Origin of the sequence: Sphingomonas sp. CFBP8993 (assembly GCF_034044895.1) — a bacterium.
Lineage (GTDB): Bacteria > Pseudomonadota > Alphaproteobacteria > Sphingomonadales > Sphingomonadaceae > Sphingomonas.
In genome coordinates this window covers 145,876-159,122 of the sequence record NZ_JAXCWU010000006.1, presented here as the reverse complement: position 1 = coordinate 159,122, position 13,247 = coordinate 145,876, and the positions used below count along the sequence as shown (strand labels likewise).

General features: G+C 67.8%; 14 protein-coding genes. 9 read left to right on the top strand and 5 right to left on the bottom strand.

Annotated elements, in window-relative coordinates; translation table 11 throughout:
• Window positions 1-51 precede the first annotated feature (51 nt).
• From SOM26_RS13855 to pdxH, 3 genes are read right to left on the bottom strand one after another with little or no spacing between them, the layout of a single operon-like run.
• Entirely contained in the window at window positions 52-855 is an 804-nt protein-coding gene (locus SOM26_RS13855; RefSeq protein WP_320453315.1) for a PhzF family protein, read from the bottom strand.
• Window positions 855-1,805 (bottom strand): cation diffusion facilitator family transporter, encoded by a 951-nt coding sequence (locus SOM26_RS13850; RefSeq protein ID WP_320453314.1) that lies wholly within the window; start codon window positions 1,803-1,805, stop codon window positions 855-857. Before SOM26_RS13850 ends, SOM26_RS13855 begins: the two co-directional genes overlap by 1 nt.
• Entirely contained in the window at window positions 1,802-2,383 is a 582-nt protein-coding gene (gene pdxH, locus SOM26_RS13845) for a pyridoxamine 5'-phosphate oxidase (protein WP_320453313.1), read from the bottom strand. Before pdxH ends, SOM26_RS13850 begins: the two co-directional genes overlap by 4 nt.
• A 164-nt stretch (window positions 2,384-2,547) precedes the next feature.
• On the opposite strand from pdxH, the gene SOM26_RS13840 reads away from it, so the two are divergent.
• The 3 genes from SOM26_RS13840 (at window position 2,548) to SOM26_RS13830 (ending at window position 6,281) form a co-directional block, all read left to right on the top strand.
• On the top strand, window positions 2,548-5,004 hold the full coding sequence (locus SOM26_RS13840) for a circularly permuted type 2 ATP-grasp protein (protein WP_320453506.1): 2,457 nt from the start codon (window positions 2,548-2,550) through the stop codon (window positions 5,002-5,004).
• An 11-nt stretch (window positions 5,005-5,015) separates the two neighbouring features.
• Window positions 5,016-5,939, top strand: a complete 924-nt coding sequence (locus tag SOM26_RS13835) for a transglutaminase family protein (RefSeq protein WP_320453505.1) — start codon at window positions 5,016-5,018, stop codon at window positions 5,937-5,939.
• Between the two features lie 90 nt (window positions 5,940-6,029).
• Window positions 6,030-6,281 (top strand): hypothetical protein, encoded by a 252-nt coding sequence (locus SOM26_RS13830; RefSeq protein ID WP_320453312.1) that lies wholly within the window; start codon window positions 6,030-6,032, stop codon window positions 6,279-6,281.
• Between the two features lie 41 nt (window positions 6,282-6,322).
• Here the strand turns inward: SOM26_RS13830 and SOM26_RS13825 are convergent, their stop codons facing one another.
• The gene (locus tag SOM26_RS13825; protein WP_320453311.1) at window positions 6,323-6,565 is read right to left on the bottom strand and encodes a hypothetical protein; all 243 of its coding nucleotides are present in this window, start codon (window positions 6,563-6,565) and stop codon (window positions 6,323-6,325) included.
• A 99-nt stretch (window positions 6,566-6,664) separates the two neighbouring features.
• Here SOM26_RS13825 and SOM26_RS13820 point away from each other — a divergent pair, with 99 nt between their 5' ends.
• The 6 genes from SOM26_RS13820 to SOM26_RS13795 all read left to right on the top strand — a co-directional run bounded on the left by SOM26_RS13820 (window position 6,665) and on the right by SOM26_RS13795 (window position 11,678).
• Window positions 6,665-7,615, top strand: coding sequence for a DnaJ C-terminal domain-containing protein (locus SOM26_RS13820; protein WP_320453310.1), 951 nt, complete (start codon window positions 6,665-6,667; stop codon window positions 7,613-7,615).
• 7 nt (window positions 7,616-7,622) lie between these two features.
• The gene (locus tag SOM26_RS13815) at window positions 7,623-8,594 is read left to right on the top strand and encodes a YihY/virulence factor BrkB family protein (protein ID WP_320453309.1); all 972 of its coding nucleotides are present in this window, start codon (window positions 7,623-7,625) and stop codon (window positions 8,592-8,594) included.
• A gap of 8 nt (window positions 8,595-8,602) precedes the next feature.
• A complete protein-coding gene (fabI, locus tag SOM26_RS13810; RefSeq protein WP_320453504.1) occupies window positions 8,603-9,394 on the top strand; it encodes an enoyl-ACP reductase FabI in 792 nt (263 codons plus the stop codon).
• A 201-nt stretch (window positions 9,395-9,595) separates the two neighbouring features.
• Window positions 9,596-10,141: a GNAT family N-acetyltransferase gene (locus SOM26_RS13805; protein ID WP_320453308.1), complete on the top strand. Its 546-nt coding sequence runs from the start codon at window positions 9,596-9,598 to the stop codon at window positions 10,139-10,141.
• Window positions 10,138-11,205: a chorismate synthase gene (gene aroC / locus SOM26_RS13800; protein WP_320453307.1), complete on the top strand. Its 1,068-nt coding sequence runs from the start codon at window positions 10,138-10,140 to the stop codon at window positions 11,203-11,205. The genes SOM26_RS13805 and aroC overlap by 4 nt, the downstream gene beginning before the upstream one ends.
• A gap of 62 nt (window positions 11,206-11,267) precedes the next feature.
• Window positions 11,268-11,678 (top strand): hypothetical protein, encoded by a 411-nt coding sequence (locus tag SOM26_RS13795; protein WP_320453306.1) that lies wholly within the window; start codon window positions 11,268-11,270, stop codon window positions 11,676-11,678.
• Window positions 11,679-11,939: 261 nt separating this feature from the next.
• Here SOM26_RS13795 and SOM26_RS13790 read toward each other — a convergent pair whose 3' ends face one another.
• On the bottom strand, window positions 11,940-13,229 hold the full coding sequence (locus SOM26_RS13790; RefSeq protein WP_320453305.1) for an adenylosuccinate synthase: 1,290 nt from the start codon (window positions 13,227-13,229) through the stop codon (window positions 11,940-11,942).
• Window positions 13,230-13,247 lie beyond the last annotated feature (18 nt).

Here is a 13,247-nt window from a genome sequence, read left to right as displayed (position 1 = left end):
TATTCTCAAAACCTGCGTTTAGGCTGATCGACGTCAAAACCCACGCCGCCCTTACGGCAGCAGAAACGTCCCCTCGATCACCGTCACGCAGCCGCCACCAAGCACAACCCGGTCACCGTCCAGCCGACAGGTCAACCGCCCGCCCCGAGCGCTCGCCTGCTCCGCCACGAAGGTCTCGCGGCCCAGCTCCTTCGTCCAGTACGGCGTCAGCACCGCATGCGCCGCGCCAGTCACCGGGTCCTCGTCGATCGCGAAGGCGGGCACGAAGACGCGGCTGACCACATCCACCTCACCCGCCCCGCCGCGCGCGGTCAGGATCACGACATAGCGCCCCGCTCTCGCCAGAGCCGCGAAGTCGGGCGTGCAGCCCCGCACCGTATTGGCGGCATCCACGACGACCAAGGCATAGCCCGCCGGGTGGCGCAGCGTCTCGACCACGCCGTCCACGCCCAGCGCCTCTGCCACCCCCGGCAGGGGCTCGATCGACGGCGTGCGTTCCGGCAGCGTCAGGCTGTAGCCCAGCCCGTCGCGCGCGACCTCCAGCACCCCGGCATGGCGCGTCGCGAACCGTACCCGCTGACGCACCATATCCGACGACAGCACGACATGCCCGCTGGCCAGCGTGGCGTGGCCGCACATCTCGACCTCGTCGCCCGGTGTGAACCAGCGCAGTTCGAAATCCGCTTCACCGCCGTCCGACGCCACCAGAAAGGCGGTTTCCGACAGGTTGTTCTCCTGCGCGATGGCCAGCAGCGTCGCATCATCCGGCCATGACGACAGCATCATCACCGCCGCCGGATTGCCGCCGAATGCGGTATCGGCAAAGGCGTCGACCTGGGTGAAGGGGATACGCATCAATAGACCCGCTTGCCGAACCAGTGCGGGGTCACGTCCGCCTCGACCAGCGGATTGTCGGTGTCGACATGACCTTCGGGATCGAGATGGATCAGCACCTCGACCTTGGGGAAGGCACGGCGCAACGCGCGCTCGACCCCCTCGACCACGTCATGCGCGGCGGCGACCGTCATGTTGCGGTCGACCTCCATATGGAACTGCGCGAAGTCTTGGCTGCCCGAACGGCGTGTGCGGAAGTCGTGGATGCCCATCAGCCCCGGCTGGCGCGCGGCGACGTCCAGGAACGCGGCGCGCTGATCGTCGGACCACTCCTTGTCCATCAGCTGGTCGATCGCGGTCGAGGACGCCTGGAACGCGCCCCAGGCCAGCCACAGCGCGATAGCGATGCCGAAGATCGGGTCCGCGCCATGCCAGCCGAAATACTGGTCCAACACCATCGCGATGATCACCGACCCGTTGAGCAGCACGTCCGACTGGTAATGGACATTGTCCGCCAGGATCGCGACCGATCCCGTCTGCCGGATGACGCTGCGCTGATAGGCGAGCAGGACCATCGTCGCGGCAATCGCGATCACCGATACGCCGATGCCGAACTCGGCATCGCTGGTCGGGTTGTCCGCGCCCAGCGCCATCACCGCGCGCCAGGCGATGCCCGCCGCCGATGCGGTGATCAGCGCGACTTGGAACAGCGCCGCCAGCGCCTCCGCCTTGCCATGGCCGAAGCGATGGTCATGGTCCGCCGGAGTCGCGGCCAGCCGGACGCCGTACAGCGTCACAAGGCTGGCGAGCAGGTCGAGCGCGGTGTCGGCCAGCGACCCCAGCATCGCGACCGAGCCCGTCCGCCACGCGGCAAAACCCTTCAGCGCCAGCAGGAACAGCGCCATCGCGACGCTGGCCAGCGCCGCCTTGGTGGCCAGCGGAATGACCTTCTTGCGTTCGTCCTGGGTCACGGGAACAGCAATCCTTCGTTCCAGCCGCCTTCGCTGGTGCGGGTGAAGACGCGGCGTTCGTGCAGCCGGTGTTCGCGGTCGAGCCAGAACTCGATGGCCTGCGGCGTCACGCGATATCCGCCCCAATGCGGCGGGCGCGGCACGTCGCCGCCTTCGAAGCGGGCGCGCATCTCCTCGAACCGCGTCTCGAACGTCTCACGGTCGGCGAGCGGGCGCGACTGGTCCGAGGCCCAGGCACCGAGTTGGGAGTCGCGGCCGCGGCTGGCGAAATAGGCGTCCGACTCGGCGTCATCGACGCGGCTGACCGGGCCTTCGATACGGACCTGGCGGCGCAGCGATTTCCAATGGAACAGCAGCGCGGCCTTGCTGTCCGTGCCCAGTTCCTGCGCCTTGCGACTCTCGCGATTGGTGTAGAATACGAAGCCGCGCGGATCATGGCCCTTCAGCAGGACCATACGCACCGAGGGTTGGCCCCCGGCACCCACCGTCGCCAGCGCCATCGCGTTGAAATCATTGACTTCACTTTTGCGCGCCTCGGAAAGCCACGCATCGAACAGGGCAAAGGGATCGTCAGCCATGCGCCCGCCCATACGCCTGTGCCTGGCGAAAACCAATGTCGGGGATGGAAACGCTGACTCGTCTGTCACTCGCGGTTGGCAACCGACGCTTTTTCCGTCGCCTATCGGCCCTATCACCAATCGCCTGTTGCAACCTTGCGCCGATGCGGCGATTTTCGCACGTGATGGACCCCTCCGAGGACAGCCCCGCGCAGGCCGCCGCCTGGATCGACGCCTATCGCGCTGCCGCTGCCGGGGCGGACGTGCTGGCGGGATCGAACGACCCCGCCTGGACCGCCATGCTGGAGGAACTGGCGGCGGTCGCCAGCAACCTAGCCCATGCGCGCGAACGGGTGCAGCGTCATGCCGCCGATATCGGCACCGGCTTTCGCATCATCGGCGAAACCGACGAGCGGCCCTGGCCCGTCTCCCCGGTCCCGTTGCTGATCGACACCAGCGAATGGGCGGGGATCGAGGCCGGGGTGATCCAGCGTGCCGCCCTGCTGGAGACGATCCTCGCCGATCTCTACGGCCCCGGACGGCTGGTGGCCGACGGGCTGATCCCCGCCGCGCTCGCGACCGGCAGCCCCTATTTCCTGCGGCCGATGGTCGGGGTGCGGCCGCCGGGCGGCCATCACCTGAGCTTCGTCGCCTTCGACCTGGCGCGAGGTCCCGATGGCGAGTGGCGGGTGCTGGCCGATCATCTGCGCACCCCGGCGGGGGCGGGCTATGCGTTGGAGAACCGCCTTGCGGTCAGCCGCACCCTGGGCGGCCTGCAGAACCGGCTGAACGTGCAGCGGCACGCCCCCTTCTTCGCCGCCTTCCGCGCCGGGCTGGCGGCCCAGTGCCGCCGCGCCGATCCGCGCATCGGCCTGCTGACGCCGGGGCGGTTCAACCCCAGCTATCCCGAACAGGCGCATCTCGCCCGCTATCTGGGCCTGTTGCTGGTCGAGGGCGCCGACCTCGCCGCAATCGAGGGGCAGGTCTATGTCCGCACCGTCGCAGGCCTGAAGCGGATTGATGCGCTGTGGCGGCGGGTCGATCCCCGGATGCTCGACCCGCTGGCATTCGACAGCCATTCGCAGATCGGCGTGCCCGGCCTGATCGACGCTTATGTCGAGGGGCAGGTGGTGATCGCCAACGCACCCGGCGCGGGCGTGCTGGAAAGCGCCGCCTTCTCCGCCTTCCTGCCCGCGCTCGCGCAGGCCCTGGCGGGAGAACCGTTGAAGCTGCCCAATATCGCGACCTGGTGGTGCGGCGGCGCACACCAGGCGACGCATGTGACCGAGCATCTCGACTCGCTGCTGATCGCCCCGGCCTTCGGCCCCAGGCCACTGGGCTTGCCCGATGGCGCACGTCCGGGGGCGAGCCTGTCGCCCGGCGAGCGCGCCGCCCTGCTCGATGACATGGCCAAGCGCCCGCAGGACTATGTCGGGCAGGAGATGGTGCGCCTGTCGACCATGCCGGTGGTCATCGGCGACCAGCTGGCGCCGCGCCCCTTTACCCTGCGCGTCTTCGCGGCGCGCGACGGCGAGGGGCGCTGGACGGTCATGCCCGGCGGCTTCGGCCGGATCGGCGACCATCCGGAGGCGACCGCCGCGATGATCGGCGAGGGCCTGTGGTCCGCCGATGTGTGTATCCATGGGGCCGAGCCGGTGGCGCCGATGTCGCTGCTAGCCGCGCCCGACTCGCTGCACGTCCGGCGCAATCCGGGGACGCTGCCCAGCCGGGTCGCGGACAATTTCTTCTGGCTGGGCCGCTATATGGAGCGGGGCGAGGCGTTGCTTGCCGCGATCCGGGTGATGCTGGGCAATTCGATCGACGTGGATGGCGGCGCGGCGCTGGACCCGCGTACCGTCGGGCGGCTTGTCGGCCTGATCACCGGCGGCGGCGCCGCGCCGCATCCCGACAGCCTGCACCGCGCCGCCCTCACCCAGTTCGCGCGCACCGCGATGGAGGATGAGCGCTGGCACTCGGTCGCGCGGATCAATCGGCTGGCGCGCGGGATCAGCGAAGGCTCACGCGACCGCCTGTCCGCCGACATGGTGCGATTGCTCGAGGCGCCCTTCCCCAGCCATGTCGGGATGCTCGACCGGGCGGGGTCGCTCCAGCGCCGCTATGCCGCCATCGCCGGATTGTCGGCCGAGCATATGGTCCGGACCACCGCCTGGCGCTTCCACGACCTGGGTCGCCGGGTCGAACGGGCGATGGCGGTGGCGCGCGCAACGCGGCTGTTCGGCATGGCCGGGGCATCGGCGGACGATTTGTCCACCCTGCTCGACCTCGCCAACAGCCAGATCAGCTATCGCCAGCGCTATCCCACCGGCCTGGCGCGCGTCGCCGTGGTCGACCTGGTCGCGCTCGATTCGAACAATCCGCGCGCACTGGCCTATCAGACCGCGCGCATCGCCGATTGCCTGTCGCGCCTGCCCGTCCTGTCCGATGACGACATGGCCGAGCCGCAACAGGCGCTGGCCATCGCGATCCGCGCCGCGGTCGAGACGCAGGATGCCCGTACGCTCGACGTCGACACGCTGGGCGATGTCGAACGGCGGCTGGGCCTGTTGTCCGAAGCCATTGCACGGCGATATTTCCTGCAAGGGGCCGAGCCCCTGCGCGCCGGCGGGCTGACGCTGGCATGATCGGCGGACGCATGATCTACGACATCCGCCACATCACCCGTTTCGATTACGGTGCGCAGGTCAAATATGCGCGCTGCAACCTGCGGTTGAAACCGATCGACTGGCCCGGCCAGACGCTGGAAACCTACGACCTGATCGTCGAGCCGGTCGGCCGCACCCGCGCTGCCCATGCCGAGGCGGGGCTGGCGCATGTCACGAGGCTGGTGGTCGACCGCCCGGTGCGCAGCCTGACGATCGAGAGCCGCGCGCGCATGGTCGTCGACCGGCCGGTGCCGATGCCCTCCCCCAGTGACCCGACGCTGGCCGAGGTGTCGGCGCTCGCCCGCACCAGCCGCGACCTGTCGGCGGCGGGGCCCGCCAACTATATCTTCCCCTCGCCCCTGATCCCGCTCGACCCCGCCATCGCGCAGTGGTGCGCCGCCGACCTGTCGCCGGAGCGCGGCGCGCTGGAGGCCGGGTTCGCGCTTGCGGGCCGGATCCAGCGCGAATTCGCCTTCGATCCCACCGCCACCCTGGTCGACACGCCCCCGGCCGAGGCCTTTCGCCAGCGGCGCGGCGTCTGTCAGGACTTTGCGCAGATCATGATCACCGGCCTGCGCGCGGCGGGCATCCCGGCGGCCTATGCCTCGGGCTATATCCGCACCCTGCCGCCGCCGGGCCAGGCGCGGCTGGTCGGCGCAGATGCGACCCATGCCTGGGTGCTGATCTGGTGCGGGCCGGACCATGGCTGGGTCGGGGTCGATCCCACCAACGGCATCTGGATGGCGGGCGACCATATCATCGTCGCGGTCGGCCGCGATTATGCCGAGATCGCGCCGGTCGACGGCGTCGTCCTGGGCTCGGGCGCGCAGAAGATGGAGGTTAGCGTCGACGTCGCGCCGGTCGAGGAGCTTGCACCCATCACGGGCACGCCGATTGCCACGACCGCGCCATAGCAGGCAGTGTTAACGGGACGCTATTCCGATCTTAAACGACATCACACGACCGCTGGACCGCGCCTTTTCTGGATTGCCGCCATCACGGTGGTGACACTGATCGCCACTCTTGGGGGCTTGGAAATCTGGCTGTCGGCGAAGACGGGGTGGCCGGACGCATTTGGTTTCCGCTGCCATGGCCGCAACTGCATGATCAAGGAACTCTATCATAGTCCAAGCCTGCTGAGACGCGGTGGAAGCTATGACATCGCGCTCTTCGCCGCCCTGTGGGCCTTGCCCGCGCTGATGCTGATCGTGGGTGTCGTTACATCGATAAGGGGGCGTGGCGCGGCCGGGCGATAATCCGGTTCGCGCCGACCCGCCCGTGCCCCTTCGTCGTTGGCCTATCCCTCCTTCGTCACCGCATTGGGATTGTCCTTGTCCGGGTCAGACTCGCCGCCCGTGCCGTGATAGGCCATGCCGCTCTGGCCGCCATGGAAGTCGCCCTTTGCCTCGGGCACGCCTTCGTAACCGCCGCCCTGGCTTTCGCCACCATGTTTGCCCGGCGTATCCGACACGCCGTCGGGCGCGCCCTTGTTGATGTCCTTCGGCCCATCCTTGGGCATCGCCTGCATCGGCTCGGTCATGATCCGTCTCCTTCGCGTTCTCAACGCATCGGCAACGGATTGCGCTCCGGCGCGGACTTCCCCACATAGATCGGTAATACACTGTCAACGGGGAACAGAGTGGCCGATCCATATCAGACGCTGGGCGTGGGCCGCACGGCCAGCGAAGCCGATATCAAGAAAGCCTATCGCAAGCTGGCGAAGGAACTGCATCCCGATCGCAACAAGGACAATCCGAAAGCGGCGGAGAAGTTCAGCCAGGTCACCAACGCCTATGACCTGCTGAACGACAAGGATAAGCGCGCCCGGTTCGACCGGGGTGAAATCGACGGCGACGGCAACCCCGCCTCGCCCTTTGGCTATGGCGGCGGCGGTTATGGCGGTGGCGCGGGCCCTCGCCCCGGCGGCGCAGGCGGTTTTCGCCAGCAGTTCGATTTTGGAGGCGAGGGCGCCGACATGTCGGACATCTTCGAGGGGATGTTCAGCGGCGGCCAGCGCGGCGGATTCTCGGGGGGCTTTGGCGGGTTCGGCGGGCGTGGCCGTGCCGCGCCGAAGGGTGCCAACTCGGCCTATGCGCTGCGCGTGCCGTTCGTCGATGCCGCGGCGCTCAGCCCGCAGCGGATCACGCTGGCCGACGGCAAGACCATCGACCTGAAACTGCCCGCAGGCGTCGAGACCGGCACCCAGATGCGGCTGGGCGGCAAGGGCGAGCTGGGCCCCGGCGGTGCCGGCGATGCGATCATCACGATCGAGGTCGTCCCCCATGCTTTCTTCACGCGCGACGGCGACGATGTCCGCATCGACCTGCCGATCAGCCTTCACGAGGCGGTGCTGGGCGGCCAGGTCAAGGCACCGACCGTCGAGCGTCCGGTGATGCTGACCATCCCCAAGGGCACCACGTCGGGCAAGACGCTGCGCCTGAAGGGCAAGGGCTTTCACAAGAAGGACGGCGGGCGCGGCGATCAGTTGATCACCCTGGTCATCGACATTCCCGCCGATGATGCAGCCTTGCAACGCTTTGTCGGCGAATGGACCGACGGCAGGAACCCTAGGGCCGCCATGGGCGTCTGATCGTTCCATGAGCGATGTGAATGGCCTGACCCCGGAAGAACGTGCACACCAACATGGAAAGGCCCGCACTCGGCTGGACCGGCAGATCGCCAAGGTCCGGCCGGGTTCCTATGCCTTCGAAATCCTGAAGCGCGCCTCGATCGGCGTCTTCAATGACGGATTCATCCATGCCGGGAACCTCGCCTATCTGGCGTTGATGACGCTGTTCCCGTTCTTCATCACCACCGCTGCGCTATTGTCGCTGTTCGGACAGAGCAACGAGACGCAGCACGCGGTCGAGAGTTTCCTTCACGTCCTGCCCGGCGATGTCAGCGAATTGCTGCGCAAGCCGATCGCCGACGTGCTGGCGGCACGGACCGGTTCGCTGTTGTGGCTGGGCGGGCTGGTCGGCCTGTGGACGGTGGGTGGTTTTATCGAGACGATCCGCGACATCTTCCACCGCGCTTATGGCGTGAAGGCGACGGCGGCGTTCTGGAAATCGCGCCTGTCCTCCACCTTGGTCATGATCGCCTCGGTCGTGGTCGCGCTGCTGTCGTTCCTGGCCGCCGGTATCCTGACCGCGGCCGAGCAGTTCATCTACCGCCTCGTCCCCTTTGCGCAGGATGTCGCGGGCTGGGTCGGGCTGTCGCGGCTGATCCCGGGCATCGTCATGTTCGGCGCGCTCTACATGCTGTTCCTGTCGGTCACGCCGTCCAAATATCGCGAGAGCGACTGCCCCAAATGGCCGGGCGCCCTGTTCACGGCCGCCTGGTGGGTCAGCATGACCGCGCTCCTGCCCTGGGTCCTGTCCAAACTCGGCGGATATGACCTGACCTATGGCAGCCTGGCGGGTGTCGTCGTGATGCTGTTGTTCTTCTATCTGATCGGCCTGGGCCTGGTTTTCGGGGCGCATTTGAACGCGGCACTGGCGGAACCCCCGGAAACGGGGCTAGAGAGGGCGATTGATGGAAGCGAACCGGCAGGAGCGGTAACGGCGTGAACGGATTGATGGCAGGCAAGCGGGGGCTCATCATGGGCCTGGCCAACGACAAATCGCTAGCCTGGGGCATCGCGAAGCAGCTTTCGGAGGCGGGCGCGGAGCTCGCCTTTTCGTATCAGGGCGCGGCGATGGAAAAGCGGGTCCGCCCGCTGGCCGAACAACTGGGCGTGGCGCGCCTGTTCGATTGCGACGTGGGCGACATGGCGTCCCTCGATGCCCTGTTCGAGGGTCTGAAGACCGAATGGCCGACGATCGACTTCGTCGTCCACGCCATCGGCTTTTCCGACAAGTCGCAGCTGCGCGGGCGTTATTACGACACCACGCTCGACAATTTCCTGATGACCATGAACATCTCGGCCTATTCGCTGGTCGCCGTCGCCCAGCGGGCGCGGACGATGATGCCGGAGGGCGGCTCGATCCTGACGCTGACCTATTATGGCGCGGAAAAGGTCATCCCGCATTACAACGTCATGGGCGTGGCCAAGGCGGCGCTGGAGACGAGCGTGAAGTATCTCGCGGTCGATCTGGGGCCGGAGAATATCCGCATCAACGCCATCTCGGCGGGCCCGATCCAGACGCTGGCGGCGCGCGGCATCGGCGACTTCAACTATATCCTCAAGTGGAACGAGCTGAACTCGCCGCTGCGCCGCACCGTGACGATCGAGGATGTCGGCGGCGCGGGCCTGTACATGCTGTCCGACCTGTCGTCGGGCGTGACGGGTGAGATCCACCATGTCGACGCGGGCTACAACGTCATCGGCATGAAGGCCGAAGACGCCCCGGATATCGCGCTGGCGTAAGAAACTCTTCCTCCCCTGTAAGGGGAGGGGGACCAGCGAAGCTGGTGGAGGGGTGTCACGGCCTGTGAGTGAAGCCCCTCCTCTCAGACGGTGACACCCCTCCGTCAGGCCTGCGGCCTGCCACCTCCCCTTCCAGGGGAGGAATGGACGGGCAACATTATCTATCGCGCCTTGCGCCACGGCGACGCTAAAGACGAACCCATGTCCGACCAGCCTACCGCCGCCATCACCATCCGCCCCGCGCAGGGGCAGGACGTCGCCGCGCTCGACGCGCTGCTCGTCGCCAGCTTCCCCGCCCCCGCCGAAGCCGCGTTGGTCCGCGACCTCTGCGTGGAGGGCGACATGGTGCTGATGCTCGTCGCGATCGACGAAGACACCGACACCCTGATCGGCGCGATCGCGTTCAGCCGGATGGCCGTGGAGATTGGCGGCAAGCCGATCAACGCCGTCGCCCTCGCTCCCGTCGCCGTCGCCCGCGATTGGCGCCAGCAGGGGGTCGGCGAGGCGCTGGTCGCCGCCGGGCTCGAACGGCTGGAAAAGGAAGCCGTCGTCCTGTGCTTCGCGCTGGGCGATCCCGCCTTTTACGGCCGGTTCGGCTTCGCCGCCGATGTCGCGAGCGGTTTCGACAGCCCCTATGCGGGCGACTATTTCCTGGCGGCGCCGTTGCAGGGTGGCCTGATCCCCTGCGGCGTGCGCGGGGCCGCCACCCATGCGCCGGCTTTTGCCCGGCTGGGAGACGCTGCGTGAGCTTCAACAGTTTCGGCCGCCTGTTCCGCTTCACCACCTGGGGCGAGAGCCACGGGCCCGCGCTGGGCGCGGTGGTCGACGGGTGCCCGCCCGGCATCACCCTGTCGGAAGAGGACATCCAGCCCTGGCTCGACAAGCGCCGTCCCGGCACCAGCCGCTTCACGACCCAGCGGCGCGAGCCCGATCAGGTCCGCATCCTGTCCGGCGTGTTCGAAGGAAAGACCACCGGCACGCCGATCAGCCTGATGATCGAGAATGTCGACCAGCGGTCCAAGGACTATGGCAACGTCGCGCTGGCCTATCGCCCCGGCCATGCCGACTATGCCTATGACGCGAAATACGGCTTTCGCGACTATCGCGGCGGCGGGCGCTCCTCGGCACGTGAGACGGCGGCGCGGGTCGCGGCGGGTGCGGTGGCGCGCGCCGTCATCCCGCAGGTGAAAATCCGGGCCTGGGTCGAGTCGATCGGCGGCGACCGGATCGATTACGAAGCGTTCGACGATGCGCAGATCGACGCCAACCCGTTCTTCTGCCCCGATGCCGCCGCCGCCGAACGCTGGGAAGCGATTGTCGATGGCGCGCGCAAGTCGGGCTCGTCGGTGGGCGCGGTGGTCGCCTGCGAAGCGACCGGCGTGCCCGCCGGTTGGGGCGCACCGCTCTATGCCAAGCTGGACAGCGAACTCGCCTCGGCCTGCATGAGCATCAACGCGGTCAAGGGGTTCGAGATCGGCGATGGCTTTGCCGCCGCCGCGCTGACCGGCGAGCAGAATGCCGATCCGATGCGCGCCGGTAATGGCGGCCCGCGCTTCCTGGCGAATCACGCGGGCGGAATCGCGGGCGGCATCGCCACCGGCCAGCCCGTCACGATGCGCGTCGCGTTCAAGCCGACCAGCTCGATCCTCACCCCCGTCGACACCATCACCCGCACCGGCGAAGAGACCCAGATCGCCACCAAGGGCCGTCACGACCCCTGTGTCGGCATCCGCGGCGTACCGGTGGTCGAGGCGATGGTCGCGCTGGTTCTGGCCGATCAGGCGTTGCTTCATCGCGGCCAATGTGGTTGAATAGAGGAACGTACGCCCTCCTGCCTCGTTAACCACTCGAGAAAAAAAGCAGGAGAGAAACAATGCGTTACATGCATATCATCGCGGCGAGTGCCCTGATCCTTCCGACCGCCGCCATGGCGCAGGTATCGGGCGGCACGACGGGCGGAATGTCCGGACAGACCATGACCCCGGGCCAGACGATGCCGGGGCAGATGCCGGGCCAGACCACCACCATGCCAGGTCAGTCGACCATGGGTCAGCCCGGCGACACCATGAGCACGGCGCCGAGCACCACCACGCGCTCGACCACCCGCTCGAAGAGCCGTTCGCGCACCACCACGCCCGGCAGCACGGTCAACACCCCCTCGACCATGCCCGGTTCGATGAGCGGCAGCGGCACGATGGGTAGCGACACCACGACCAGCGGCCAAGTGGGCAGCGGCACGACCGGCGGCACCACCACCCCGCCGGGCAGCAGCGGCGGCATGTAAGCCCTTTCGGGTTCGTCACTACGGGAAAGGCCCGGTCGCGCAAGCGGCCGGGCCTTTTGTTTGGCATGAGGTAGGTGCGTGGCCTTCGATTCCGCTCAGGCGGAACGGGGTTCAGTACCAGGCTCCGTTCCGCCTGAGCCCTTCAGCTGGCCGGCAAGCCAGCCGCACAGGGCAAACTTCGGCGGATAGCGCCGAGGTCGAAGGCCGAGGGAAACCCATCTCAACAAAAAAGGCCCCGACGTGTCGCCGGGGCCTTTTCAATCAATCCGCGAAGGGATCGCGCACCAGGATCGTGTCTTCCCGCTCCGGACTGGTCGACACCAGCGCCACGGGACAGCGGATCAGCTCCTCGATCCGCCGGATGTACTTGATCGCCTGCGCGGGCAGGTCGGCCCAGCTGCGCGCGCCCGCGGTCGATTCCTGCCAGCCTTCCATCGTCTCATAGACGGGCACGACCTTGGCCTGGTCCGCCGCATGGGTCGGGTAATAATCCAGCGTCTCGTCGCCCAGCTTGTAACCGACGCAGATCTTCACTTCGCTGAACCCGTCGAGCACGTCGATCTTGGTCAGCGCGATGCCGGTGATGCCGCCGACCGCCGCCGACTGGCGCACCAGCACCGAGTCGAACCAGCCGCAACGGCGCTTGCGCCCCGTGACGGTGCCGAACTCGTGGCCGCGCTCGCCCAGACGCTGGCCGGTCTCGTCCTCCAGCTCGGTCGGGAACGGGCCCGAGCCGACGCGGGTGGTATAGGCCTTGGCGATACCCAGCACGAAGCCGACGCCCGACGGCCCCAGGCCCGATCCGCCCGCCGCCGCACCCGCGATGGTGTTGGACGAGGTGACGAAGGGATAGGTGCCATGGTCGATGTCGAGCAGCACGCCCTGCGCGCCCTCGAACAGGATACGCTTGCCGCCCGCGCGCGCTTCGTTGAGATCACGCCACACCGGCTTGGCGAAGGGCAGGACGAAGCCCGCGATCTCGCGCAGGTCGGCCAGCAGCCGCTCGCGATCGACCGGCGGCTCGCCGAACCCGGCGCGCAGCGCGTCATGATGCGCGCAGAGGCGGTCGAGCTGCGGGCCCAGATCGTCCAGATGCGCCAGGTCGCACACGCGGATCGCGCGGCGGCCGACCTTGTCCTCATAGGCCGGGCCGATGCCGCGCCGCGTCGTGCCGATCTTGCCCGCCCCGCTCGCATCCTCGCGCAGACCGTCCAGGTCGCGGTGGATGGGAAGGATCAGCGGGCAGTTGTCGGCGATGCGCAGCGTCTCGGGCGAGGCGTGCACGCCCTGCTCGCCCAGTCGCTCGATCTCGGCCTTCAGCGCCCAGGGGTCAAGGACGACGCCGTTGCCGATCACGCTGGGGGTGCCGCGCACGATGCCCGAGGGGAGCAGCGACAGCTTGTAGACATTCTCGCCGACGACCAGCGTATGGCCCGCATTATGGCCGCCCTGGAAGCGGACGACCATGTCGGCGCGCTCGGCCAGCCAGTCGACGATCTTGCCCTTGCCTTCGTCGCCCCATTGCGCGCCGATGACTGCTACATTTGCCATGGATGCTATGCTCCGCCT

What these genes read in the sequence shown, in the direction of transcription:
- SOM26_RS13790 (WP_320453305.1), bottom strand. Translation starts at nt 13,229, where the DNA reads ATGGCAAATGTAGCAGTCATCGGCGCGCAATGGGGCGACGAAGGCAAG.
- SOM26_RS13825 (WP_320453311.1), bottom strand. Translation starts at nt 6,565, where the DNA reads ATGACCGAGCCGATGCAGGCGATGCCCAAGGATGGGCCGAAGGACATC.
- SOM26_RS13815 (WP_320453309.1), top strand. Translation starts at nt 7,623, where the DNA reads ATGAGCGATGTGAATGGCCTGACCCCGGAAGAACGTGCACACCAACAT.
- SOM26_RS13835 (WP_320453505.1), top strand. Translation starts at nt 5,016, where the DNA reads ATGATCTACGACATCCGCCACATCACCCGTTTCGATTACGGTGCGCAG.
- SOM26_RS13855 (WP_320453315.1), bottom strand. Translation starts at nt 855, where the DNA reads ATGCGTATCCCCTTCACCCAGGTCGACGCCTTTGCCGATACCGCATTC.
- SOM26_RS13840 (WP_320453506.1), top strand. Translation starts at nt 2,548, where the DNA reads ATGGACCCCTCCGAGGACAGCCCCGCGCAGGCCGCCGCCTGGATCGAC.
- fabI (WP_320453504.1), top strand. Translation starts at nt 8,603, where the DNA reads ATGGCAGGCAAGCGGGGGCTCATCATGGGCCTGGCCAACGACAAATCG.
- SOM26_RS13795 (WP_320453306.1), top strand. Translation starts at nt 11,268, where the DNA reads ATGCGTTACATGCATATCATCGCGGCGAGTGCCCTGATCCTTCCGACC.
- SOM26_RS13805 (WP_320453308.1), top strand. Translation starts at nt 9,596, where the DNA reads ATGTCCGACCAGCCTACCGCCGCCATCACCATCCGCCCCGCGCAGGGG.
- pdxH (WP_320453313.1), bottom strand. Translation starts at nt 2,383, where the DNA reads ATGGCTGACGATCCCTTTGCCCTGTTCGATGCGTGGCTTTCCGAGGCG.